This is a genomic window from Nitrincola tibetensis, assembly GCF_003284585.1.
GTDB classification, from domain to species: domain Bacteria; phylum Pseudomonadota; class Gammaproteobacteria; order Pseudomonadales; family Balneatricaceae; genus Nitrincola; species Nitrincola tibetensis.
On record NZ_QKRX01000006.1, the window covers coordinates 19,435 to 44,964 of the forward strand.

Here is a 25,530-nt window from a genome sequence, read left to right on the forward strand (position 1 = left end):
GCGCGAACCAAAACCGACTATTCTTGAACGGGCTGACGACGTTTTTCTTCCGCCCGACGCATCCAGAACCACGCTAAGAACGCCACGATTGAAACGGCCAAAATAATCAAGGTCGCTAAGGCATTGATCTTAGGTGAAACCCCTAAGCGAACAGATGAAAATACAACCATCGGCAGTGTTGTCGCACCAGGTCCTGATACAAAGCTCGCAATTACCAAATCATCCAATGACAAAGTAAACGCCAACAGCCAACCAGAGATCAGGGCAGGGGCAATCATCGGCAAGGTAATCAGGAAGAAGGTTTTGAAAGGCGTTGCACCTAAATCCATCGCCGCTTCTTCGATTGACAAATCTAACTCCCGCAAACGTGATGACACGACAACGGCTACATACGCACTACAGAAGGTTGTATGTGCAATCCAAATCGTCGCCATGCCTCGGTCTGCAGGCCATCCGACTAATTGGGCCATATGCACGAAAAGCAACAAGAGCGATAGCCCCGTGATCACTTCGGGCATAACCAAAGGAGCCGTAATCATGCTCGACAGCATCGTACGGCCACGAAAGCGACTAAAGCGTGTCATTACAAAGGCCGCGAGCGTACCCAAACACACCGCCATAGACGCCGAATAAAACGCGATGCGTAAACTCATCCATACGGCTGAAAGGAGTTGTTGGTCACGAAATAACTCAGCATACCAATGGGTCGAAAATCCAGCCCAAACCGTTACCAATCGTGATGAGTTAAATGAATAAATCACCAAAATGATCATCGGCACATATAAAAACAACAAGCCAAGGATCAGCATTAGCGTCGAAAAACGAATTTTTAGGAGCTTAGCCATTCTTTTCCAACTCCTTTGACTGATATCGGTGGAACAGCGTAATTGGGACGATCAACAAAAGTAACATCACGATCGCTAAAGCTGATGCCACAGGCCAGTCGCGGTTATTGAAAAATTCTTCCCACAAAACCTTACCAATCATAAGTGTATCCGGGCCACCCAACAGCTCAGGAATCACGAACTCACCAACCGCTGGAATAAACACCAGCATAGAACCTGCGATAATGCCGCCTTTAGAAAGAGGCAAGGTAATTCTCCAGAAGGTATTCAATGTTCGCGAGCCTAAATCGGACGCGGCTTCGAGCAGACTGGTATCGAGCTTTACCAAGTTCGCATACAAAGGCAAAATCATGAAAGGCAGGTAGGCATAGACAATACCGAGCACTACCGCGAAATTGGTATTCATCATTCGCAGGGGCTCTTTAATCACACCTAACCAAAGTAAAAAATTATTCAGAAGCCCCTGATTACCCAGAATGCCCATCCAAGCATACACACGAATTAAAAAAGAGGTCCAAGACGGCAACATAATGAGCAAAAGCAGCACAAGTTGCAGCTGAAGTGGCGCCCTAGCAATGGCATACGCCATTGGATAGCCAATCAATAAACAAACCAAAGTTGAAATGAACGCAATTTTCACCGAGCCCCAATAGGCAGCAACGTACAAGCTATCAGACGCCAAAAAAAGGTAATTGCCAAAATTTAATACAACATTCAGGGTTTCATTTACATAGCTGAACACGGGTTGATAGGGCGGTACTGCAATGAGCGCAGATGAAAAACTAATCTTTAGCACCAGCGCAAAAGGCAATAAGAAGAAAAGTAGGAGCCAAATAAATGGAATACCAAAGACCACTGTTCTTCCGCTGGGAAGCCTAGACCGCAGCTTACTTAATAATTCAGGCATACATCCTCCGCGGAATCATCACTGCCATAGCACCATAGGGCTATCTGCTTCCCAATACACATAGACCGGATCATCCCAAGTTGGCCGCTCACCTCGTCTTTCGGTATTCGCCATAGAGGCCTGCACCAACTTACCTGAAGGCAGTTTGACGTAATAAACCGATATTCCACCCAAGTAGGCAATATCATGAACAATGCCCTGAGCACAATTCTTAGTTGTATCCTCCGGCGCATCTGCACTGACAAGTGTTTTTTCAGGGCGTAAAGCCACCAGTGCTTGCATGGTTTCAGCAGGCGTCGTAACACCTCGATCAATAAACACAGGGGCTGGGAAGTCATCGCAAGAAAGGGTTAAACTGTCGGATTCATCCTCAAGGATAGACCCTTCAAAAATATTCACACTGCCAATAAACTCCGCAATCATACGGCTGTTGGGACTCTCGTAAATATCCACAGGCGAACCGACCTGCGCAATCCAACCCTCAGACATAATCGCAATACGATTGGCCATGGTCATAGCTTCTTCTTGGTCATGAGTAACGAGAACACAAGTCACTCCAACCTTCTCAAGAATATCAACAACTTCTAACTGCATTTCTGTACGCAGCTTTTTATCCAGAGCTCCCATGGGCTCATCTAGCAATAATAACTTTGGACGCTTTGCGAGGGATCTCGCTAAAGCCACTCGCTGACGTTGACCACCCGATAACTGAGCAGGTTTACGTCGAGCATACTTTTCCATTTTCACAAGCTTCAGCATTTCATGGACACGCTGCTGAATCTCGCTTTTTGGCATTTTGTCTTGTTTCAAACCAAAGGCTATGTTTTGTTCCACTGTCATATGCGGAAACAAGGCATAGGACTGAAACATCATATTGATTGGACGCTCATAGGGAGGTAGATGCGTGATATCACGACCGTCCAGTATCAATTTGCCGTCACTTGGTTTTTCAAAACCCGCTAACATCCGCAACAAAGTTGACTTACCTGATCCTGACCCACCCAACAGTGCAAAAATTTCGCCTTTTTTAATGTCAATGCTGACATTGTCTACGGCCAATACATCATCAAAATACTTACTGATGCCTTGAATCTGTAGCAATACTTCAGACTCAGTATTTTCCGCCATGGCTTTTTTTAAGGCTCCCACTGCTCCAAGCATTGGACGCTACTCCCTAATCAGAGAAAAACAGAAAACGTCCGCTGGCGGGTATCCACCAGCGGACGTCAGTTGATTAACGGCCAGATTTAACTCGATTCCAGCTGCGTGTAATCACACGCTGCGTATCCAGTGGACGTTCCTTGGCAACAAATAACTTTTTCATGACTTCATCAGATGGATAAATGGCATCATCCCCAAGAACCTCTGGATCAACAAACTCATCAGCAGCTTTGTTAGGGTTGGCGTACATCACATAGTTTGTAATGTCAGCAACAATTTCGGGCTCAAGAATGAAGTTAATGAACGCATGAGCATTGTCATAGTTTGGTGCACCTTTTGGAATCACCATCATGTCAAACCACAAAGCTGCACCTTCTTTGGGGATAGTGTATTTGATAGATACACCGTTATCAGCTTCATCAGCACGATCTGCTGCCTGTAAAAGGTCCCCTGAATACCCCGCTGCGACACAAATATCGCCGTTAGCAAGATCAGAAATGTATCGTGAAGAGTGGAAGTAGGTAATATGTGGCTGTACAGCACTGATTACATCCGCGCCTTTATTGATATCAGCCGCATCATTGCTGGTTGGGTCAAGACCTAAATAAGCCATTGCCGCCGAAATCATCTCATCGCCAGAGTCCAACATAGTGATGCCACAACCACCCGCTGCCAACTTAGCTGTCACCTCTGGATCAAACATCAATGCCCAAGAATCTGTGGGGGCATCCTCACCTAAAATAGCTTCGATACGGTCAACGTTATAACCAAAGCCATTGGTGCCCCACATATAGGGAATCGAGTAAGTGCTGCCAGGATCAACTGCTTCGAGCTGTGCCATCAGATCTGGATTCAGATTGTCTTTGTTTGTTAGTTTCGAATGATCAATCGCCTGAATCGCTTCCGCTTTTATATACTTAGTGACGTAATGGTTAGACGGCATCGCCAAATCGTAACCTGACCGACCGGATAACAACTTACTTTCTAAGACCTCGTTGCTATCATAGACATCATAAATAACTTTAATGCCAGTAGCGGCTTCAAACTTTTGAATAGTGTCTTCGGCAATATAATCTGACCAGTTATACACACGGACTTCTTTGGCCTGAACCGCTGTTGCACCCATGGCAAGGGCTACGGATGCTGCTAACACACTGAGTTTGTATTGTTTAATCATGTCTTAACCTCAAATTCGAAAGTGGCGGCAAAAATGGCGGGGCATTTTCATCACTTTTATGTGTTTTTAAAATAGTTTTTTACATCTTTTTCAAAAAAACTCCGTTACTCACCTATTAAACACTTAACAACAAAAATTCACGCTCCCAAGAGCTAATGACTTGTTTGAAATTTTCATGTTCAACACGTTTCACCGCGATATATCCCTGCACAAAATGACTGCCTAAATACTCTTCAACAATTTTGCAGTTTTCCATGCGCTCAAGCGCGGCTTCAATGGTAATGGGTAGGCGTAAGTTTCTGCGCTCGTAAGCTCTTCCTTGTACGGGTGCCGATGGGTTGGTTTTCTTAATCATACCCAAATACCCGCAGAGCAAGCTGGCAGCAATCGCCAAATAGGCATTGGCATCCGCGCCCGGCAAACGATTTTCAACTCGACGGTTTTGAGCATCAGAATCAGGAACACGAAGCCCACAAGTACGATTTTCTAAACCCCATTCAACATTCACAGGTGCCGAAGTATCCGGTAAAAATCGACGGAAAGAGTTTACATTCGGTGCTAAGAGGGGCAACACTTCCGGTATGTACTTCTGCAAACCGCCAATATGATGCAAAAACAACTGGCTCATGCTGCCATCTTCATTCGAAAAAACGGATTTGCCCGTCTTTAAATCCACGACACTTTGATGCAGATGCATGGCACTGCCAGGCTCATTTGAGATAGGTTTCGCCATGAAGGTTGCTGCAACATTATGCTTTAAAGCCGCTTCACGCATAGTGCGCTTGAATACAAAAACATGATCTGCAATTGCTAAAGGGTCGCCGTGACGGAAGTTAATTTCCATCTGGGCCGTTCCTTCTTCATGAATCAGCGTGTCAATTTCAAGCCCCTGCGCCTCACACCAGTCGTACATATCCTCAAACAGAGGATCAAACTCGTTGGCAGCATCAATCGAAAACGACTGACGACCCGTTTCTTGGCGACCTGAACGTCCAATTGGTGGCTGTAAAGGTAAATCGGGATCTTCACAACGCTTGGTTAAATAGAACTCCATTTCTGGCGAAACAATCGGCTTCCAACCCTGCTCTTCATAGAGTCGAAGTACTCGTTTCAGGAGATTGCGAGGTGAAAGATCTATCGGATTACCGACTCGGTCATAGCAATCATGAATGACCTGTGCCGTGGGCTCTTGCGCCCAAGGAATCAAAAAAATTGCGTCTGGATCAGGGTGACAGATCATATCGATATCGGCGGGATCCAAGAGCGAGTAATACACATCATCATCGACATAATCACCTGTTACGGTTTGTAACAGGATACTTTCAGGCAAGCGCATACCTTTTTCCGCAATAAATTTGGAAACAGGCGCAATTTTACCTCTCGCAATACCGTTAATATCGCTGACAACACATTCAATTTCAGTAATATTGTGTTCTTGTAGCCAGCTTTCTAGGTCTTTCATAACGAACCTGTGTTATTGAGTTAATGTCTCAGTTTGTACGGGATATTTGGCGAGCCCGACATGCATCGCCAAATGCTTTAAATATAGCGCGATAGAAGGGAAAGTCACCCACCTGATCTTTTTCTGGATGCCATTGCCATTCTGGATGCCACTGTACCGCTAACGCAAAGGTTTTCGCATTATCAACGGAAAATGCTTCAATTAAACCATCTTCAGCTTTCGCTTCGATACTCAACCCAGGTGCCAACTGGTCGACACCCTGGCCATGTAAAGAGTTGACTTGAACCTGACCAGACTCAGGCCAAATCGAAGCCAGTAAACCACCTTTTACGATTTCAATCGAGTGTGCTAATGCATTGTACTGCTGGTCAATGCTAGCCTGTTTATCCTCACGATGATCCAGGTACTCTTCAAGATCATGCACTTTTTGATGAAGCGAGCCTCCTAATGCAACATTCATCTCCTGAAAGCCACGACAAATCCCCAAAACAGGCACCCCGGCATCAATTGCTGCACGAATTAATGGCAAGGTCGTCGCATCGCGTTTGGGATCATGTTCGGAATCGGCAGCGCTTGGTCCTCCTTGATAATGGTGGGGTTCAATATTCGAAGGTGAACCCGTTAATAAAAGACCATCTAATAGCTCTACGATCTGCCCTATAGGTAAATCATCACCTAAGGCTGGAATGACCATAGGCATTCCGCCCGCTCCTTGGGCAACCGATTGCACATATTTTTCACCGACAATAAAGAACGGATGTTTTCCAGGCAACCATTGACTACAGGCATTCACCCCGATCAAAGGGCGTTTCGCGATACTCGTGCTCATTTTAAACAACCTGACTTTTCAGCTATATGACAAACCATAAATCACTTATCTAATTATCTTACGTTTTAACGCTCCTGTAAGCGCTTATCAAGCCTTTACAAGGGTTATACGCAAGTTTTTTCTCACTTGCCTTAACAAGGGGCAAGAAAAGTATGCAAGCCCTAAAAGCGGGCATTTCAACGACTTATTGACAGAAGTCTAATTATAGAATTTACTCCATATGAACTCTGTTAAGTCATCGATTCATACCAGAGAAAAAACAACAGCAAAAAAGGTTACCCTTATGGGCTCAGATTTAGAAAACGCCAAAGCCTTTGTGCAGGCGCATCCTGAACTTCAATTTGTCGATTTGCTGATTGCCGATATGAACGGCATTGTTCGTGGCAAACGCGTTGACCCCAGTGCTATTGAAAAAGTATTCGAGAAAGGCGTCGCACTGCCTGCCTCAATTTTCGCACTCAACATTCAAGGCACCACCGTAGAAGAAACGGGCCTAGGACTGGAAATAGGGGAGGCTGACCGTATTTGCTTACCGATTCCAGACACGCTCAACATGGAACCTTGGCAAAAGCGTCCGACCGCGCAACTGTTAATGACCATGTATGAGCTGGATCGGCAGACGCCTTTCTTTGCCGACCCCCGTGTAGTTCTGCAACGTGTGGTTAAACGTTTTGAAGAGTTAGAAATAACACCAGTTACCGCCTTCGAATTGGAGTTCTACCTAATTGATCAGGAAAACCTGTCAGGCCGACCGCAACCCCCTAAGTCACCTACCTCCGGTAAGCGTCCTGCCAGTGTACAAGTTTATTCTATTGATGATTTAGATGAATATGCTGATTTTCTTGCGGATGTTCTAGATGCCGCGCACGAGCAATCCATTCCTGCCGATGCACTTGTCGCCGAGTCAGCTCCAGGGCAGTTTGAGGTCAACTTACATCACGTGGACGATCCAGTTAAAGCCTGTGATCATGCGACACTGCTGAAACGCTTAGTGAAGAATATGGCATACGACCATGAAATGGACACCACGTTCATGGCCAAGCCCTATCATGACCAATCAGGTAGCGGCATGCATGTACATGTCAGCCTTGTTGATAAAGATGGGAAGAATATCTTTGCCGGTGATCCAGAGCAGCCCAACGATATGTTGCGCTGGGCAATTGGAGGCCTACTGGCAACAATGAATGATGCCATGGCAGTCTTGTGTCCTAATATTAACTCCTATCGCCGTTTTAGCCCAGAATACTATGTGGCCAGTGCGCCGACCTGGGGCGTGGATAACCGGACAGCCGCATTGCGCTTGCCAGGTGGCGATCCGGACGCACTGCGTATCGAGCATCGAATCGCAGGTGCCGATGCCAATCCCTACTTGCTCATGGCTGCTGTTTTATCAGGGATACATTTTGGCATTACCCATAAAATCGAGCCGCCACCGATGACCGTTGGCAATGCGCATGAACAGCATGAGCCTTCCTTGGTCAACAATCTACGTGATGCACTACGCGAGTTTGAAGACTCTCCGGTCATGCTTGAGTATCTTGGCTATAAGTTCATGCAAATCTTTGTTGCCTGCAAAGAAAATGAGCTTACCGAGTTCGAGCACACCATCTCTGATCTCGAATACCTTTGGTATTTACACACGGTTTAATACGCAAAAAGGGTTTAAGCTCAGGTACACTTGAGCTTAAACCAGACTATCTTGGGAAGTTTTATGTCCAGCTTTCAAGAACACACCTCTTCATGGTACGCGGCCTCTCGCAACCTTCATCGAACCTGGCCCAAGCTTGAAGGTCGCCATGACACTCAAATTTGCATCATGGGTGGCGGTTATACGGGCATCAATACGGCAATTGAATTAGCTGAACGAGGCTTTAAGGTCATATTGCTAGAAGCCAACCACATTGGCTGGGGAGCGTCTGGTCGTAATGGCGGAGAGTTGATTCGTGGCATCGGTCATAATCTTGACCAGTTCACCAATCGGCTTGGACAAGAAGGGGTCTTAGCCCTAAAAAAAATGGGATTTGAGGCCCTAGAAATCGTCAAAACTCGCATTAACCACTACCAAATTGAATGTGATTTACACCTAGGCTACGCCGACTTAGCCACCCATAATCGACATTTGCCTGATCTTGATAGCGAGCTAGATGAGTTAACGCAGCTCGGATACCCTCATCCTGTTAAACGTCTTAACGCACAGGAGCTAAAAAGTGAAGTTGTTAACTCTGCCTTTTACAAAGGTGCACTGCTCGATGAAGGCAGCGGACACCTGCACCCGCTCAATTTACTGCTAGGTGAAGCCTTAATTGCAGAGCAATTGGGTGTGCAGATGTATGAGCAATCGGAAGTACTGCGTATTGAAAAGGGCGAACGCCCCACTGTCATTACCTCTGAGGGCGTTGTGACCTGTGATCAACTCATATTAGGCGCCAACGCCTACCTCAATTCAGAACTCGACCACTGGCTTGGCGGCAAGATACTGCCTGCGGGTAGCTATTTAATAGCGACGGAGCCGCTTGATCCCGCCTTGTGCGAATCCTTGATGCCAAAACGCCGAGCGGTTGCGGATATGCGCACGGAATTGGACTATTATCGCATCAGTGCCGATCATCGTCTGATCTTTGGGGGTCTGTGTACCTATACCGGAAAAGATCCAAAGAATATCGCTGACGCACTCAAGCCCAACATTCAAACAGTATTTCCTCAGCTAAAACCACTGAAAATTGCCTATGAATGGGGAGGGATGATCGGTATCGGAGCCAATCGCCTACCGCAAATTGGCCAATTGCCCGACTGCCCGTCGATTTTCTATGCTCAAGCTTATGCTGGGCACGGCGTCAATGCGACACATTTAGCAGCAAAGCTGCTAGCCGAAAAAATATCGGGACAAGGTGAGCGCTTTGATTGGTTCGCGCACGTGCCTCATATGACCTTTCCGGGAGGACGCAGATTTAGGGCTCCGCTACTCGCAGCAGGCATGCTTTGGCATAAACTGAAAGATGCTTTTTAATACCAATAACTTAGGGGCTCAATTGAGCCCCTAAACTTGAACCTGTCAACTTTCTCTTTTATGAAAGTTCGATCCAAGTGGCTTTTAACTCCGTGTATTTATCGAAAGCATGTAAGGATTTATCCCGCCCATTACCGGATTGCTTAAAGCCACCAAAGGGTGCGGTCATATCACCACCGTCATAGTGATTGATCCAAACACTTCCGGCTCGAAGAGCCTTAGCCGTTTTGTGAGCTTTATTAATATCGGATGTCCATACAGCGGCCGCAAGCCCAAAAATCGTATCGTTGGCAATACGCACAGCTTCTTCTGGGGTATTAAAGCTAATGACAGATAACACCGGACCAAAAATTTCTTCAGCGGCGATTTTCATCTCATTGTGGACATTATCAAACACCGTGGGTTCTACGTAAAAACCACCCGTTTCCGAAAATGCCTGCTTTCCTCCTTGCGCAAGCGTAGCACCTTCCTGCTGACCAGACTCAATGTAAGACAGTATACGCTGTAGCTGATCTTGATCCACAATTGCACCACAACGGGTTTGAGGATCAAGCGGGTGACCTGGCTGCCAACGCTTTAACGCAGCGATGACTCGGCTGACAAACTCATCTTTAATACTGGCCTCAACCAATAGACGCGAGCCCGCTGTGCAAACCTCACCTTGGTTATAGGCAATTGCGGACGCCGCTTCAGCTGCCGCCTTATCTAAATCAGGAGCATCGGCAAAGACAATATTTGGACTTTTACCGCCAGCCTCTAACCATACGCGCTTCATGTTTGATTGACCGGCATAAATCATCAATTGCTTTGCAACACCTGTTGAGCCAGTAAAGACTAAACAATCCACATCCATGTGCAGCGCCAACGCCTTACCCACAGTGTGACCATAACCTGGCAAAACATTGAAGACCCCTTCAGGAATCCCTGCTTCAGTGGCCAAAGCGGCCAAACGCAGGGCGCTTAAGGGGGATTTCTCTGAAGGCTTTAAGATTACGGAATTGCCCGTTGCCAAGGCGGGTGCGAGTTTCCACGCAGCCATAATTAATGGGAAATTCCAGGGCACGATCGCTGCAACAACCCCTATAGGCTCACGGGTAATCATACCAATTTGATTGTGAGCCGTGGGTGCCAGCTCGTCATACACCTTATCGATGGCTTCTGCTGTCCAACTAATCGCCCGCGCGGTCGCTGGGATGTCACCTCTCAACGCATGGTTGATTGGCTTACCCATATCCAAGGTTTCCAAAAGCGCCAGCTCATTGCGATGTTCAAGCACCAGTTCGGCAAATTTAAGCAATACTTGCTTGCGTTTAGCCGGCGCCATCCGACTCCATACGCCTGACTCAAAGGTTTGACGAGCCACGCTCACAGCCAAATCCGCATCGTCTTGATCGCAGCTAGCGACTTTAGCCAGTAGACGCCCATCTATTGGACTAAAACAGTCAAATGTCTTACCACTCACCGCAGGTTGATAGCGGCCTTTAATAAATGCCTGGCCTTGAATCGTGAGCGTCAGTGCCATTTCTTGCCATTGTTCACGCGTTTCAGGAGTTGACATATGTACCTCAATTATCCTCAATCGTTGATTCTGATCATCAAAGCAAGAAAGGATAAAAAAATTCGGCTTTCTTGTTTGATTTCTCTGACATAGACTTAAGAATACGTTTATCAAAGTGAGAAAGCTATGACTCAGTTTGTACCTGCACAGTCCTATTATGCGGCATCAGCGAACCTTGCTCCAGAGCGCCCAGCGCTAGAGGGTCTTCACGAAACAGACGTTTGTGTCATCGGTGGAGGGTACACCGGGTTATCCACAGCACTGTTTCTAGCGGAAGCAGGGTTTAACGTCATTTTACTGGAAGCCATGACGGTTGGCTTTGGAGCTTCTGGACGTAATGGCGGTCAAATCGTCAACAGCTATAGCCGTGACCTAGACTCGATTGAGAAACAAACCTCCGCACCGCATTTGAAGCATTTAGCGGAGATGGCATTTGAAGGTGCGCAAATTATCCGCCAGCGTGTTAAAGCCTACGACATCCAATGTGACTTAAAGGACGGTGGAGTTTTTGCGGCCATTACAGCCAAGCAACTCAAACATCTGGAAAGCCAACAACAACTCTGGCGGCGCTTTGGTTACGATCAACTCGAATTACTCGATACTCGACAAATCAAAGAGGTCGTTAATACAGATCGTTATGTTGGCGGTGCCCTTGATCATACAGGCGGCCACATCCATCCCTTGAATCTTGCCTTGGGCGAAGCGGCCGCCTTTGAACAGCTTGGCGGCAAGATATTCGAACACTCACTCGTCACCTCGTTCAATCAAGGCGAAACGGCAGAAGTAGTGACCGCCAAAGGCTCTGTCAAAGCTAAATTTGTGGTGGTCGCTGGCAATGCGTATCTTGGCAATCTGTTACCGCAGTTAGCGGCTAAATCCATGCCCTGTGGCACCCAAGTGATTGCAACTGAGCCCCTTGATGAAGCGCTCGCACACAGCCTAATTCCAAAAGATCACTGTATCGAAGATTGTAATTATCTACTGGATTATTTCCGTCTCTCTGGTGATAAACGCATGCTATACGGTGGTGGGGTCATTTATGGAGCGAGAGATCCTGCTGACATTAAGAACATTATTCGTCCAAAAATGCTTAAAACCTTTCCTCAACTCGCTAACGTAAAAATTGAGTTTACTTGGACAGGTAACTTTTTACTCACCCTGTCTAGACTGCCTCAAATGGGGCGCATCGGTCATAATATCTATTATTCTCAAGGCTGCTCGGGCCATGGCGTCACATTCACTCACGTCGCGGGGAAAGCACTTGCGATGGCAATTCAAGGTCAGGCTGAACGTTTCGATGCCTTCGCAAACTTGCCACACTATCCATTCCCAGGAGGTCGTTCTTTCCGTATTCCTTTTACCGCCATGGGGGCTGCTTACTATACTTTAAGAGATAAATTGGGCATTTAAGAGAGGGAAGCGAACATGCGAAATGTTACCGTTGCCGCCACGCAAATGAGTTGTGATTGGCATGTACAAGACAATATCGATAAAGCCGAGCAGTTGGTTCGTGCCGCGCATGCCAAGGGAGCACAAATCATTTTGCTGCAAGAGCTTTTTGAGCGGTGTTATTTCTGTCAGAAGCAACGTTATGAGTATTTAACCTTTGCCACGCCCCTAGAAGACAATCCGGCTGTCGCTCACTTTCAAGCTTTAGCAGCAGAACTGAACGTGGTGCTGCCCATCAGCTTTTACGAACGCCACAACAATGCTTTTTACAATAGCATTGCCATCATTGATGCCGATGGGCGTAACTTAGGCCTATATCGAAAAAGCCACATACCCGATGGCCCGGGCTATTCGGAGAAGTTCTACTTCACGCCAGGTGACACTGGCTTCAAAGTATGGAAGACCGCTTATGCCAATATTGGCGTGGGTATTTGCTGGGACCAATGGTACCCCGAATGTGCACGCGCCATGGCATTAATGGGTGCCGAGTTACTCTTTTATCCTACGGCAATCGGGAGCGAGCCGCAGGATGACAGTTTGGATTCCCGCGATCATTGGCAACGAGTGCAGTGCGGCCATGCCGGTGCCAACCTGACACCACTGATTGCCAGCAACCGTATTGGCCGCGAGACCGAAGGCGATTCGGCTATTACGTTTTATGGATCTTCGTTTATTGCGGACGAAACCGGTGCCAAGGTCGCCGAACTCGACCGTACTGAAACAGGTATTATCACCCACACATTTGATCTAGATGCATTGGCGCATAAGCGTCACTCTTGGGGTGTTTTTCGTGATAGACGGACGGATTTATTTTCGCCAATTCTGACCAAAGATGGAGTCACACGTTGATGGGTAACCGCACATTGTCAAGTACACCAAAGCAAGACGGTTTCTTTATGCCTGCCGAATGGACACCTCATGAGCAAACGTGGCTCATATGGCCAGAAAGGCCCGACAATTGGCGCGAGCACGCAAAACCAGCGCAAACCGCATTCGTAACCCTGGTGAAAAGCATCGCCCAGTTTGAACCTGTCTCCTTAGGCGTCAGCGCTCAGGCCTACGAAAACGTCTATTCACTGCTCAAAGATGAAGCGAATGTTCGAATTATCGAGCTCTCCAGCGATGATGCATGGGTTAGAGACACAGGCCCTACGTTTATTCGTAACCTTGCTGGCGAATTGAGAGGAGTCGATTGGATTTTTAACGCTTGGGGGGGCCTAAATGGCGGGCTTTACGACTCGTGGGCACTTGATGACCAGGTGGCTCAAAAAATCCTTCAAATCGAAAAATTAGAGCGTTATCGCGCGGATTTCATTCTGGAAGGCGGCGCTATTCATGTCGACGGTGAGGGCACCTTGTTGACTACGGAGACCTGCTTACTGAACCCCAACCGCAATCCTCACCTCAGCCGCAACGAGATAGAAGATAAGTTACGTGAGTATTTAGGCATCGAAAAAGTACTTTGGCTTCCGAAAGGGATTGTTGAAGACGAAACCGATGAACATGTCGATAATATGGCGTGCTTCATTGCACCAACACAAGTACTACTCGCTTGGACTGAGGATAAAAATGATCCTCAATATGCTGCCTCTATCGCTGCATTTGAGTATCTAAGCCAACAAACTGATGCAAAGGGTCGAGCACTGCAGATTCATAAGATACCTGTGCCTGGGCCTCTTTACATGACCGATGAAGAAGCGGCTGGGGTGATGGTGCAAACAGGTTCTCAACCTCGGCAAGGGGGAAATCGCTTAGCGGCCAGTTACGTCAATTTTTTATTCTGCAATGGTGGTATCGTCATGCCTGCGTTTGATGACCCAATGGATAAGATTGCAGCCGATCTACTCAGTAAACTCTGTCCTGAACATAAAATTGTTCAAATTCCTGGCCGAGAGTTATTGCTAGGTGGGGGCAATATACACTGCTTGACCCAACAGCAACCGACTAAAAAATAACCAATTTTGCCTCTAAATCGCTTTTTTTTGATTTTTTTCATCTTTTTTTAAAAAAGGTGTTGACGAGGACCGCCAAATTTTATTTAATACGCGCCTCGGTTAGCCCGGATAGCTCAGTCGGTAGAGCAGAGGATTGAAAATCCTCGTGTCGGTGGTTCGATTCCGCCTCCGGGCACCATTTTCAAACGCAGTGTTGAAGATGGTGCAAATACTAACCAGTCGCTTTATATCTACTAAAAAATCCATTCTTAGAAAACAAAAAAACCTAATCGCTTAAAGATCTGAACCAAGATATTATTGTGGATAAAACCATTTCAATCTGACTTAGTTCTTGTTGCTCTACTACTCTCTTTACCTCTACAGTTCAGACATTAACGAACGCAGTTTCGTCCAGCCTGTTTAGCCTCATACATTTTTAAATCTGCGGCTTTAATCGCCTCATCCAACCCATCAGACGTTTTACACAAACTCACGCCAAAGCTCGCCGTTAGGGGTATATGCTGCCCTTGATAACTAAAATCCGTATCGACTACTGCCTCTCTAACTTTTTCAGCGACGTGCAGCGCATCTATAATTCCGCATAAAGGCAACAGAAATAAAAACTCTTCACCGCCACTGCGGCAGGCAATATCTTGTTGACGCAAATGCTCGATGAACAACTGAGCCACATGTTTTAACGCCAGATCACCACACTCATGCCCATAGGTATCATTCAACTTCTTGAAATGATCAAGATCACACATGACGACGGCTAAGGGCAAAAAGTTCTCGGGATTTTGCTTAAGATATTTTGGGAGGCTGATCGTAATAAAACGACGATTTACCAGACGTGTTAAAATATCCGTATTGGCTTGTTTTTCTCGGCTCCGCTGCACTTGAGACATCGCGATGTGGCTACGCTCTCTAAAAAAGTCATTAATCAAACTCACGATAATGACCAGCAACAAAGACACTAAGAAACGACTTCTCTCTGCCGGTGCATACTGAGCTTCGACAAAGCCAGGTACATAGAGCATGGCCGATAACAATATTAACAACAGGATGTTCATGACAAGGGCTTTTCGAACGCCTAATAGCCCAAACAGAATAGCAGGGAACGGGAATACCCAATATAGCGCTGTGTTCTCATGACCTCCTTGATAGACCAGAGCTAGCACAAAAACGCCGACTAAAATGCTTTCAAGTTCACACGCCTCATTCAAACGCTGTGTTAAATGATAAAAAAGCGCATTTCCATAAAAAACGGCACTACAGCCAAATAAAATCAGAAGCAGCAGATGATTGTGATTAAAAAGATGCAAAATGCCATAAACCAGCATAACACTGCCAGTAATGTAACTGACAAATAACAAAATAGAGCGCTTTCGAGCATCATCTATAGAGTTAGCGAGCTTATGGCTTTCGATTTCAAATTCTTTTCGCAAAAGTTGGCACCCTGCCTGCTATTTTTATTAGTACATTATCCATTTGAGATCCTCTTGTCAGTCATTCAACTAAAGAGGGCAATCACGATTACAAAGATTATAAACGTATTTCCAATAAAATCAGATACTATTTAACAGGCGTTTCATTTTAGGCCTACCCAACAAATAGCTTCAGGATAGATAACCATGAGTGATTTAGACTACCTAGAAATTGAACCCCCAATTCCGGCAAGGCATTGTGTGATATGGCTGCATGGTTTAGGCGCCAATGGTCACGATTTTGAACCCATACTGCCAGAGCTAGACTTACCCAGTAATCATAGCATCCGCTTTATCTTCCCGCATGCGCCCAATATTGCAGTCACCATTAATGGCGGGATAATCATGCCTGCATGGTACGATATTCTCGATATTAATATCGAACGGAAGGTCGACACTGAGCAACTAAAAGGATCAGCTCAAGCCGTAGAGACCTTAATTGAGCGAGAGATACAACGTGGCATTCCAAGTCACAATATTCTTCTCGCTGGCTTTTCACAAGGTGGAGCGGTTGTTTACCACGCGGCTTTAAATACCACGCGACCTCTGGCTGGACTTCTAGCCCTTTCGACTTACTTTGCAACCCCCAAGCTCACCGACTTTACCTGCCAGGATCGTTCTTTACCTGTATTAATTCAACACGGCCTTTACGACGATATTGTTCCTGAAACCCTAGGACAACAAGCAAAAGCTTTGCTAACCGATCAAGGTTTCACCGTCGAGTATGAAACCTTTCCTATGGAACATTCATTGTGCTTAGAGCAAGTTAAGCAAATTGGTCGTTGGCTGACTGCACGTTTATCCTAGCCCTTAACACCGTTGACCACGAATAGGCGGGGGTCAACGGTCACGACTGACCCCTAGTATCTCACTAATAAAACCAAACATTATTTCAAATATTACAAAAAAACCTTTCGAGTAAAATTTTCTATTCACTTTAGTGTCTTTTAATGTCTCCTAAGAGTAGATCTTTTCAGAGGATCGCTCCCAATAACTTGATTCATTTGAAAAAAATAAGAATAGGAGCGTTACAATGAACCTTAAGTCTGGGCTATTAGCACTTGCTGTTTCAACCGCATTACTCTCACCGCTAGCACTTGCAGATAAAGCCCCAATTGTTGGCTTGATTACCAAAACCAACACCAACCCTTTCTTTGTTAAAATGCGTGAAGGTGCTCAACAACGGGCTGACGAAACCGGTGTTGAATTACGCACCTTCTCTGGACGTTTCGATGGTGATAACGAATCTCAGGTTCAAGCCATTGAAAACCTGATTGCCGCAGGCGCTAAAGGCATCTTAATTGCACCGAGCGATCCTGTCGCTGTTGTTCCAGCCATCGATCGTGCACGAGCAGCAGGCCTTTTGGTCATTGCACTGGACACGCCACTAAGTCCTGCCGATGCTGCAGATGCAACCTTCGCAACCGATAATTACAAAGCGGGTGTACTGATAGGACAGTGGGCCGCTCAAACACTTGGTGATCAAGCTGCCGATGCACGAATTGCCATGTTAAACCTCAATAGCAGCATGATTACGGTTGATGTCGCGCGTAATCAAGGTTTTATGGAAGGCTTTGGCATTGATGTGAATGACCCTAATCGAATCGGCGACGAAAAAGATCCGCGCATTGCTGGCCAGGATGTTACCAGTGGTGCTGAAGAAGGCGGACGCCGTGCCATGGAAAATTTACTCCAGCGTGACCCAAGCATCAATGTGGTTTACACCATTAATGAGCCCGCCGCAGCGGGTGCCTATGAAGCCTTGCGGGCCGTAGGTCGTGAGAAGGAGGTCTTAATCGTGTCAGTTGACGGTGGCTGTCCTGGAGTGGAAAACGTGCGTGATAGCGTCATTGGTGCCACCTCTATGCAGTTTCCGTTACAGATGGCGTCAATGGGGGTTGATGCTGTTCTTGAGTTTGCAAAAACCGGACAAAAGCCACAGGCATCTGAAGGACTGGACTTCGTTAACACGGGCGTGGAGCTGATTACCGACCAGCCACAAGAAGGGCTGGATTCGAAAAACTCAGCTGAAGGCCTTGAGCTTTGCTGGGGCTAAGCCAACCCTGTATCAGGGTAGAGAGCAATGTCTCTCTACCCCTAGTAAGTGTGAGTGGAGTCCGTCATGTCAGAAAGTCAAATACTCTCAACGCAGCAGCCTGCCGACCATGAGCGCATCGCTGATGCAGCATCTGGTGCAGTTGCCGAATTCAATTTACCGCAAGCAACCCTCGCTGAAAAAGCGCATCGTTTCTTTCACAGCAATCCAACGGCTGCACCCTCTATTGTGCTACTCCTAGCCATAGGTGCCTTTACCCTTATTGTGGGTGACCGATTCTTACAGCCGTTTAATATGTCCTTGATCCTACAACAGGTCACCATTATTGGTATCCTAGGTATCGCTCAAACCTTGATCATACTGACGGCAGGCATCGACTTATCTGTGGGCGCCATCATGGTGTTAACCTCAGTGGTTATGGGTCGCATGGCCGTAGAAGTTGGCCTACCGCCCTCTGCAGCCTTAGGTTTAGGGCTGTTAACGGGAGCCCTGTGTGGGTTCATTAACGGGCAGTTAGTCACGCGCTTTAAGCTGCCCCCCTTCATCGTTACCCTTGGAACTTGGAATATTTTCTTTGCCTTGAACCTTTGGTACTCCAAAAGTGAAACCATTCGCGCACAAGCAATCGATAATGCGGCTCCTTTGCTCCACTGGACAGGGCGGACTCTGGAATTTTTCGGAGCCAAACTAACCTACGGCTCTTTATTGATGCTAGCGCTGTTTTTCATCATTTGGTATGCCCTCAATTGGACCGCCTGGGGCAAACATGTCTACGCCACTGGCGATGATCCAGCGGCAGCACGATTAGCCGGCATACGAACAGATCGAGTTCTCCTGTCTGTGTACGTGGTCGCTGGTGTTATCTGCGCAATCGGTGCTTGGGCCCTCATAGGACGCATTGGTTCGGTCAGCCCACAAGCAGGTATGACGGCCAACCTCGACAGCATTACGGCTGTGGTGATTGGCGGCTGTAGCTTATTTGGTGGTCGAGGTGCTATTTTCGGAACCCTCATTGGCGCGTTAATCGTCGGGGTGTTTAGAAATGGATTGGCCTTAGCCGGTGTCGATGTGCTCTGGCAAGAATTCACCATCGGCTTATTGATTATTGTTGCCGTCGGCATGGATCAATGGATCAGGAAGGTATAAGTATGTCGAATCTCAGCGCTCAACAACCTGTATTACAAGCAACTCAATTGATCAAGCGTTATGGTCACGTTACCGCCCTAGACGGCGCTGATTTTGATCTCTATCCAGGCGAAATTCTGGCCGTGATCGGTGACAACGGTGCTGGCAAATCATCCTTGATCAAAGCACTATCAGGTGCATTGGTTCCAGATGCTGGTGAAATCCGTCTTGATGGAGAAAGAGTCGAGTTTAAAAGCCCTATGGATGCCCGCAATGCAGGCATTGAAACAGTGTATCAAAACCTGGCTGTTTCGCCCTCGCTCAACATTGCTGACAATCTGTTCCTCGGACGTGAAAAGCGTCGCCCTGGTATTCTAGGAAGCGTTTTCCGTATGCTGGATCGTAAAGCCATGAATAACGAAGCACGGACTAAGCTTAGCGAACTGGGCTTGCTGACAATACAAAACATTAATCAAGCGGTGGAAACGCTTTCTGGAGGACAACGACAAGGCGTCGCCGTTGCGCGCTCAGCCGCATTTGCCCGCCATGTGGTGATTATGGATGAGCCGACTGCCGCATTGGGGGTCAAAGAATCTCGCAAAGTACTCAATCTAATTAAAGAAGTAAGGGACCGTGGTCTATCTGTGGTCTTGATTAGCCACAACATGCCGCATGTGTTTGAAGTGGCCGATCGCATACATATTCATCGCCTTGGCAAACGCATCGCGATTATTAAGCCCAGCACCCATAGTATGTCAGATGCCGTGGCCATCATGACCGGAGCACTCAACCCCGAGGATCATCCCTCTTGTACCGCCAATACCTAGGCTGTTTTTACGAAGTAATCGCCGTACTCAAACAAGCATGGGGATCACTACCAGGTCTCAGCCGCATCGATATTAGCGGCATTAACCCAACGCGCGGGAATTAACACCTCCCGCGAGTTGAGTGTTTTTCCCTGAAGTAAATTATAGCCCATTTGTACGGCAAGCTCCGCCATCTTGGCTGGGGATTGCGTTGCCGTTCCCAGCAACAGACTGTCGTCGGCTTGTAAACGACTGATAAAGCTCGGTGCACCGTCGACACTGGCAATCACAAAATCATTTTTTCCCGCTTGCTGACCCGCCATTTCGGCTCCAAGGGCTGCAGGATCATTAATACTAAATACTCCTTGAATATCAGGATAGCGGGTCAGAACATGTGTCATGGTTTCCAATCCGCCTTCACGACTGCCGCCGGTGTTTAAGTCAGATGAAATCAAGCGAATAGCTGGGTACTGCGCTAAGGCCTGTTGACACCCCTCGACACGCTCTATAATCGACGAGACAGGTGGGCCGTTGAGTATCACCACCTCTCCTTGAAAGTTGAGATGCTGCGCTAACTGATCACAGGCAAGATGCCCTGCTTGATAATTGTGTGTCGTCACCGTCGCGTCCGCCCCCAAGGCTTTAACATCGACGGCAAGTACTGGGATGCCTAGAGACTTCGCTCGATCGATAACCCCTTCGAATGCATCAAACACCGCAGCTGACAATAAAATCATATCAACAGACTGCTCAATAAAGGACTCTATTTGCTGTGTCTGACGCTCAACATCATATGCGCTGGAATAGAGCAATGTTTCAACCTGATCACTCTCAACCAATGCCTGTGCTTGCCTCTTAGCTCCTTGAGCCAACGCGGCAAAGTAGGGATTACCAAGATCCGACACCGAAATGCCCAAACGTAGATTGGCAGGCCTATCCATTGTTTCTGCCAGCCCAGAAGAGGCTATAGACAGCAGTAATACACTTAGGACAAAAGGACAGTGCTTAGTATTCAGTCGGCTCATGAGGCTCCTTAAGATCACAGACAATTAATTTTGTGATTGCCGCCGCTAACGACTCACGAGAATAAGGCTTCGCAATAAACGCAACCTCCTCCGTTAAACCATAGCGTTGCTGTAATAAAAATGGGTGTAAGCCCGACGTAAGTAAAACAGGAAGCTCAGGATAGGTATGGGCTAAGTGTTGCTGCAACGCAAGGCCATTCCATTGGCTACCCAGATTGATATCTGAAAAGACCAATGCCATATTTTGCTCAGACTGGAGTACGGACAGCGCTTGTTCAGCGCCAGTTACGTGGACAACGCCATAGCCAAGACCTTCGAGCAGGTCTTGTGACATTTGGCCCACCTGCGGATCATCTTCAACCAAGAGTATCCTCTGACCTTGCCCCAATGTTAAAGGGCTTGCAGAGTCTGGAGTAGTCGATAAATTTGGCAAGGCCGTTTCACAAGGCAAAAGAATATCCACCTCTGTTCCTTGTCCAACATGGCTACGAATCTGGATATCACCTTGAGACTGCTTCACAAAGCCATACACCATGCTTAATCCTAAACCACTGCCTTCACCTATCTCCTTGGTCGTAAAGAAGGGCTCAAAGACACGTCGAATCAGGGCGTCAGGGATACCACACCCCGTATCACGAACACAAATACGGATGACGGCCTGTCGCTCAGCATTAAGCATGTACTGCGGCTCATAGGTGGTTTGAAAGCAAAGTTGTCCGCACCCTTGCATGGCCGCACTGCTATTAATCGACAAATTAAGCAACGCATTTTCTAGCTGGCTGGGATCAACTGACACGAGAGCCGGATCGGCATCCAAGGCCAACTCCAGGGTAATGCCATCGCCAACACTGTATTCAATTAGATCGAGCATACCTTCAATCAGCGCATTCACATCAACAACTTCGGGCTGCAGATACTGTTTACGAGAAAAGGCCAATAGGCGTTGTGTCAAATGACGCCCACGATCAGCCGCTGCTAAAGCACGGTGGGCATAAACAGCCGCTTGGCTGTCCGTCGATAGGTGGTCACCCAACAATTGAAGATTACCAAACATGGCTGCGAGCAGGTTATTAAAGTCATGAGCAACCCCTCCCGTCAATTGTCCGAGAACCTCCATTTTTTGTGATTGGCGTAACTGGGCCTCGATGGCTTTGCGCTCAGTTAGATCGGAGTAGAGAGTCACAAACCCACCTTCTGGCATGGGGTTGCTTCTAAACTCAACCACACGCCCTCCCGGAAAATTGCGTTCAAAACGTTGGATGCTTTGTTGACGCAACTGATTCACTTCGTCTCGATTCAGCATAATCCCATTCAGCGCCCAACCTTCTTGAGCCTCGACAGATAAGCGTGCATAAATCTCTTCAATTGACATCCCCTTATGCAGTTCTTCTTCTGGTAACTCAAGCATAGCGGCGTATTGAGGATTCCAAGCGATTAAGCGGTTGTGCTGATCAAAAACACTTAAACCATCATTGATATGGTTGAAAATCGTTTCCAATAGGTGTGACTGCTCCTGAAGATCCTGGCGCATTGTATCAATGGCCACAGCATTTTCTCGAAACACCTCAAAAGCACGTGCCAGCTCACCCATTTCATCACGGCGCTCAATGGCAGGGGTCGGCAGCAGCGTGTCGCCTTTAGCAAGACGCGACATAACAGCAGTGACGCGCCCTAGGCTTTCGGTTAGCTCACGCACAATCCAAATACCAGCAAGTGCGGCGGTAAAGCATAGCAATGCAATCATTAAAATCCCGGTTTTACCCGAGTTCACAGCCAACCCCATTCGTTGGCTTTGCTGCGTGATCTGTTGCTGAACTTGATCAACAAACTCTTTAACTTGAATACTTAGCTGGTTAGAAATGGCGCGTGTTGAAGCTAGTAGAAAGGCCCGACGCTGTTGCAACTCAACCTGTTCGACTCTTTGTCTAAACAGATTTGAATCGGCAATGCCCAGTGCCTTTAGCTCAGAGAGTAGGGTGGAAAGCGGACGAGTCACGTCATCTTGCCTTAACGCAAAAAACTGCTCTGAAAAGGTCGTTGCCAAGGCTTCAATCGCTTGCACATCCTCAAGATAGAGTGCTTGGTTCAACTGGTCAAAGAGCACGAATAAGGTGATAGAAAGTGGCTCAACAGGCTCGGATTCGCCGAGTTTCTCCAGTTCGTAGCGCAGTTGATTCAGACTGTATTCGTATTGGCGAACATCCTCTCGTAAGAGTAAATGGGCTCGGGTTAAACCCATTAACTCTGTGATTGTCAGTTCAAGTTGATTTAATAAGGGCTGTAAATTGGGCGCCGCCTCTTCTAACTGAGGAATTTGTGTGGATAACTCCAACACTTGGTTAATTTTTTCTTCCAGTGAACGATTGAGCTCACTCAGCATAGAAGGGCTACTGGTGTTGGCCACATAGGGTGCGACAGCGGCCAAATTCGCGGTGCGCTCTGCCAAGGCCAAAGACTGTAGAATGTTTGGTAATGCCTGTTGTTCAAACTCTTTAAGCGCCGTATCTGTGTTACTCAGCCCCGTCCAACCGACCAATGCCAGTAACGTTGAAGAGCTCGCCAAGATCACAAAGGCGATCATGAGACGAGAACGCACGCCTAAACCTTGAAAAGGAGAGTCAAGTCGCCAAAATTTCAGTGACTTTAACATTGTGTCACACTGGCGCAAAACATATAGCCAATTCCACGCTCTGTTTTAATATAAGAAGGCTGTCGTGGATTAGGCTCAATTTTTCTTCGCAAACGCAGTATGAGCACATCGATCGTTCGATCAAACACATCACTATTGAAACCGCGTGTAGCCTCCAACAGTTGGTCCCGACTAAACGCCCTTTGTGGTGAACGCAAAAATACTTCCAATAACGCGTATTCGCCTTGAGTCAGCTGCTCTTGCTGACCATCGGGTCGAAAGAGTTGTCGGCTAGTCAAGTCCAACACCCAATGCTCAAAGCCTAAGCGCTCATGACTGTGCAAATCTTCTCGACGCGCCATCGGTGCACTCAGCTCTAACGTGCGACGCAACATCGCGCGCACTCTAGCGATCAGTTCACGATTATTAAAAGGCTTCATCAGAAAATCATCTGCAGCTAACTCTAGGCCCAGAATACGATCTGTTTCATCGCCCTTGCCTGTTAGCATCATGATGGGAATACTCGATTTGGATCGAACCTCTTTAGCCAATTGAATACCATCTTCACCACGCAAACGTAGATCAAGAATGATAAGAGAACAGGGGCTGTCCACTAAAGCTTGTCGCATTTCATGGCCATTGGCCGCTTGCAGCACGCTGTAGCCATTCTCTTCCAGTAAGGACTGCAGCAATTCACGCATTGGGGCTTCGTCATCTACGACTAAAATTCGCTGTCGTAATGGATCACTCATGGTGTGTCCTCTTATTTTTTATTTCTGTAATAGCACATTCAAGGCAAAAAAGTATTTCAATTGTTACAAACATCTGTGTTTATATTCATTTTCTATTTACCTGAACCTGTTTTAATGATTGATTATTTGTCCCAGATCCTAGACTGCGCTTGTTAACCTCCGATGTGCAACAAGCTGTCAGCAGAGCGTCGCTAATAATAATGAATGATCATACGCAGAGGAGCGCTTAATGTTAAAAGTGATTGCGTTTGGAGAGGCTTTAATCGACATGCTCTCTACCAGCACCGATTCCGGAAACTTCGCAGGCCATGAAGCCTTTATAAAATTTCCTGGTGGGGCACCCGCAAACGTTGCCGCAGCCGTGGCCAAGCTAGGAGGTAAAAGTTATTTTGCCGGGAAAGTAGGGCACGATATGTTCGGTGACTTTTTAGTCAAAACCTTGGCTGACTGTGGCGTTAACACCGATTACATGTTGCAAACGCATGAAGCCAAAACAGCGCTCGCATTTGTCTCTCTAGATGCTCAGGGTGAGCGCAGTTTTGAATTCTATCGTTCCCCCTCCGCTGATTTGTTTTTTCGAGCGACCGATTTTGCCGACTCATGGTTTACGGATGCGGGTATTTTCCATTTTTGCTCAAACACCTTGACCCATGCCGATATTCGCCAAGCCACGTATGCTGGCATTCAAAAAGCTCAGCAAGCGGGCTATCTCGTCAGCTTTGATGTCAATCTTCGACATAACCTTTGGCCAGAAGGTGAAGATACGCACAGCGCCGTCATGAAGTGTTTGGCTCATACAGATGTTATCAAACTCTGTGCAGAAGAATTAAATTTTCTGCGCGGACAGCAAAGTGAAACGCTCTTTATCAGCGAGCTTTTAGCCTCAGGCCCAAGTCTGGTGCTCATCACCGATGGCGGCCAGCCCCTTCAATACTTCACAACCTTTTCTCAAGGAGAGATCGCTCCGCCTAAAGTGAGCATGGTCGACAGTACAGCGGCAGGCGATGCCTTCATGGGTGGTTTTTTATATTCGCTCGCTAAAGCGAACATCAACCGTAGTGAGTTTTTAAAACTGACTAAAACCCCCAATGAATTCAACCCTATGCTTAATTTTGCCAATGCCTGTGGTGCGTTTACTGTCACTCAAAAGGGGGCCATTAACAGCCTGCCCATCCTTTCTGATATTGACCCTTTATTGTCATAAACACTGTTTAAACTCTCATACTGCGTTCAATCTGCCGAAGGGTGCTTGAACGCTAGCCCTACTACTTATGTATAAAGCAGACTACGGACGTAAGAAGGGCTGTTAATTCTGCCAAAATGG

The 25,530-nt window shown here is 47.1% G+C and carries 21 protein-coding genes and 1 tRNA gene; 11 read left to right on the forward strand and 11 right to left on the reverse strand.

Translation table 11 applies throughout. The features are described from left to right. Window positions 1-17 precede the first annotated feature (17 nt). The 6 genes from DN062_RS09270 to DN062_RS09295 form a co-directional block, all read right to left on the reverse strand. A complete protein-coding gene (locus tag DN062_RS09270) occupies window positions 18-845 on the reverse strand; it encodes an ABC transporter permease subunit (RefSeq protein ID WP_112159060.1) in 828 nt (275 codons plus the stop codon). After that, window positions 838-1,752, reverse strand: a complete 915-nt coding sequence (locus DN062_RS09275; protein ID WP_112159061.1) for an ABC transporter permease subunit — start codon at window positions 1,750-1,752, stop codon at window positions 838-840. The genes DN062_RS09270 and DN062_RS09275 overlap by 8 nt, the downstream gene beginning before the upstream one ends. An 18-nt stretch (window positions 1,753-1,770) precedes the next feature. Further along, on the reverse strand, window positions 1,771-2,913 hold the full coding sequence (gene potA / locus DN062_RS09280) for a polyamine ABC transporter ATP-binding protein (protein WP_193483886.1): 1,143 nt from the start codon (window positions 2,911-2,913) through the stop codon (window positions 1,771-1,773). Window positions 2,914-2,986: 73 nt separating this feature from the next. Continuing rightward, complete coding sequence (locus tag DN062_RS09285; RefSeq protein ID WP_112159062.1) at window positions 2,987-4,090, reverse strand: polyamine ABC transporter substrate-binding protein; 1,104 nt, start codon at window positions 4,088-4,090, stop codon at window positions 2,987-2,989. A 115-nt stretch (window positions 4,091-4,205) separates the two neighbouring features. After that, window positions 4,206-5,552, reverse strand: coding sequence for a glutamine synthetase family protein (locus DN062_RS09290; RefSeq protein ID WP_112159063.1), 1,347 nt, complete (start codon window positions 5,550-5,552; stop codon window positions 4,206-4,208). A 28-nt stretch (window positions 5,553-5,580) separates the two neighbouring features. Beyond that, window positions 5,581-6,381 (reverse strand): gamma-glutamyl-gamma-aminobutyrate hydrolase family protein, encoded by an 801-nt coding sequence (locus DN062_RS09295; RefSeq protein WP_112159064.1) that lies wholly within the window; start codon window positions 6,379-6,381, stop codon window positions 5,581-5,583. Between the two features lie 283 nt (window positions 6,382-6,664). On the opposite strand from DN062_RS09295, the gene DN062_RS09300 reads away from it, so the two are divergent. Together DN062_RS09300 and DN062_RS09305 are read left to right on the forward strand one after the other, a co-directional pair. Further along, window positions 6,665-8,029 carry a glutamine synthetase family protein gene (locus DN062_RS09300; RefSeq protein ID WP_112159065.1) on the forward strand — a complete coding sequence of 455 codons (1,365 nt, stop codon included), beginning with the start codon at window positions 6,665-6,667 and terminating at the stop codon, window positions 8,027-8,029. A 63-nt stretch (window positions 8,030-8,092) separates the two neighbouring features. After that, a complete protein-coding gene (locus DN062_RS09305; protein WP_112159066.1) occupies window positions 8,093-9,388 on the forward strand; it encodes an NAD(P)/FAD-dependent oxidoreductase in 1,296 nt (431 codons plus the stop codon). A 58-nt stretch (window positions 9,389-9,446) separates the two neighbouring features. Here DN062_RS09305 and DN062_RS09310 read toward each other — a convergent pair whose 3' ends face one another. After that, the gene (locus DN062_RS09310) at window positions 9,447-10,946 is read right to left on the reverse strand and encodes an aldehyde dehydrogenase (protein ID WP_112159067.1); all 1,500 of its coding nucleotides are present in this window, start codon (window positions 10,944-10,946) and stop codon (window positions 9,447-9,449) included. 126 nt (window positions 10,947-11,072) lie between these two features. On the opposite strand from DN062_RS09310, the gene DN062_RS09315 reads away from it, so the two are divergent. From DN062_RS09315 to DN062_RS09330, 4 genes are all read left to right on the forward strand, one after another. Continuing rightward, window positions 11,073-12,356, forward strand: a complete 1,284-nt coding sequence (locus DN062_RS09315) for an NAD(P)/FAD-dependent oxidoreductase (RefSeq protein ID WP_112159068.1) — start codon at window positions 11,073-11,075, stop codon at window positions 12,354-12,356. Between the two features lie 15 nt (window positions 12,357-12,371). Further along, complete coding sequence (gene aguB / locus DN062_RS09320) at window positions 12,372-13,244, forward strand: N-carbamoylputrescine amidase (RefSeq protein ID WP_112159069.1); 873 nt, start codon at window positions 12,372-12,374, stop codon at window positions 13,242-13,244. After that, entirely contained in the window at window positions 13,244-14,350 is a 1,107-nt protein-coding gene (aguA, locus tag DN062_RS09325; RefSeq protein WP_112159070.1) for an agmatine deiminase, read from the forward strand. Before aguB ends, aguA begins: the two co-directional genes overlap by 1 nt. 102 nt (window positions 14,351-14,452) lie before the next feature. Further along, window positions 14,453-14,528: transfer RNA gene (locus DN062_RS09330), tRNA-Phe, on the forward strand. Between the two features lie 193 nt (window positions 14,529-14,721). Here DN062_RS09330 and DN062_RS09335 read toward each other — a convergent pair. Further along, the gene (locus tag DN062_RS09335) at window positions 14,722-15,774 is read right to left on the reverse strand and encodes a GGDEF domain-containing protein (protein ID WP_112159071.1); all 1,053 of its coding nucleotides are present in this window, start codon (window positions 15,772-15,774) and stop codon (window positions 14,722-14,724) included. A 186-nt stretch (window positions 15,775-15,960) separates the two neighbouring features. Between DN062_RS09335 and DN062_RS09340 the strand changes: the two genes are divergently transcribed. The 4 genes from DN062_RS09340 (at window position 15,961) to DN062_RS09355 (ending at window position 19,821) form a co-directional block, all read left to right on the forward strand. Next, on the forward strand, window positions 15,961-16,620 hold the full coding sequence (locus DN062_RS09340) for an alpha/beta hydrolase (protein WP_112159072.1): 660 nt from the start codon (window positions 15,961-15,963) through the stop codon (window positions 16,618-16,620). 226 nt (window positions 16,621-16,846) lie between these two features. Further along, window positions 16,847-17,869: a sugar ABC transporter substrate-binding protein gene (locus tag DN062_RS09345; RefSeq protein WP_112159073.1), complete on the forward strand. Its 1,023-nt coding sequence runs from the start codon at window positions 16,847-16,849 to the stop codon at window positions 17,867-17,869. Window positions 17,870-17,935: 66 nt separating this feature from the next. Further along, on the forward strand, window positions 17,936-19,015 hold the full coding sequence (locus tag DN062_RS09350) for an ABC transporter permease (protein WP_112159074.1): 1,080 nt from the start codon (window positions 17,936-17,938) through the stop codon (window positions 19,013-19,015). Window positions 19,016-19,017: 2 nt separating this feature from the next. Continuing rightward, window positions 19,018-19,821, forward strand: a complete 804-nt coding sequence (locus tag DN062_RS09355; RefSeq protein ID WP_112159075.1) for an ATP-binding cassette domain-containing protein — start codon at window positions 19,018-19,020, stop codon at window positions 19,819-19,821. Window positions 19,822-19,868: 47 nt separating this feature from the next. On the opposite strand, the gene DN062_RS09360 is transcribed toward DN062_RS09355, so the two are convergent. From DN062_RS09360 to DN062_RS09370, 3 genes are read right to left on the reverse strand one after another with little or no spacing between them, the layout of a single operon-like run. Then, the gene (locus tag DN062_RS09360; protein ID WP_112159076.1) at window positions 19,869-20,825 is read right to left on the reverse strand and encodes a substrate-binding domain-containing protein; all 957 of its coding nucleotides are present in this window, start codon (window positions 20,823-20,825) and stop codon (window positions 19,869-19,871) included. Continuing rightward, complete coding sequence (locus tag DN062_RS09365) at window positions 20,806-23,421, reverse strand: PAS-domain containing protein (RefSeq protein WP_162301281.1); 2,616 nt, start codon at window positions 23,419-23,421, stop codon at window positions 20,806-20,808. Before DN062_RS09365 ends, DN062_RS09360 begins: the two co-directional genes overlap by 20 nt. Before the next feature lie 47 nt (window positions 23,422-23,468). Next, window positions 23,469-24,206, reverse strand: a complete 738-nt coding sequence (locus DN062_RS09370) for a response regulator (protein WP_112159078.1) — start codon at window positions 24,204-24,206, stop codon at window positions 23,469-23,471. Between the two features lie 229 nt (window positions 24,207-24,435). On the opposite strand from DN062_RS09370, the gene DN062_RS09375 reads away from it, so the two are divergent. Then, complete coding sequence (locus DN062_RS09375) at window positions 24,436-25,410, forward strand: carbohydrate kinase family protein (RefSeq protein WP_112159079.1); 975 nt, start codon at window positions 24,436-24,438, stop codon at window positions 25,408-25,410. The last annotated feature ends 120 nt before the right edge of the window (window positions 25,411-25,530 follow it).